Source organism: Bariatricus sp. HCP28S3_A7 (assembly GCF_052066375.1).
In the GTDB taxonomy this organism is placed as follows: Bacteria; Bacillota; Clostridia; order Lachnospirales; family Lachnospiraceae; genus Allocoprococcus.
Genome location: NZ_JBQHSG010000105.1, coordinates 1 through 321 on the forward strand (window position 1 = coordinate 1; position 321 = coordinate 321).

Annotated in this window: 1 rRNA gene; it reads left to right on the forward strand. The window is 43.6% G+C overall.

Going from position 1 to position 321, the window contains the following annotated elements:
• Window positions 1-205: 205 nt before the first annotated feature.
• Window positions 206-321: ribosomal RNA gene (locus tag ACTNA4_RS16170) — 16S ribosomal RNA — on the forward strand; the annotation flags it as partial.

A 321-nucleotide genomic window follows, 5' to 3' on the forward strand; every position in this document is an offset into this window, starting at 1 on the left:
TGAAAATTCTTTAAGAGATTTTTCAAGAACGGTTGAATCGACAGATTTAACAAACCTAAAAACAGTAAGAAGGAACAGAATTGCCAAGCGATTCTGGACTGGATACAAACAATGAAGCTCCGATGGTTCTAGGTTCGAAAGGACCTCACCAAGAACGCACGGAGCGCATAAACCGTAAGGTCTGAAAAGACCAGACCTAACTTTTTTATGCGAGAGTTTGATCCTGGCTCAGGATGAACGCTGGCGGCGTGCCTAACACATGCAAGTCGAACGAAGCACTTTTACTCGATTCTTCGGATGATGGTAATAGTGACTGAGTGG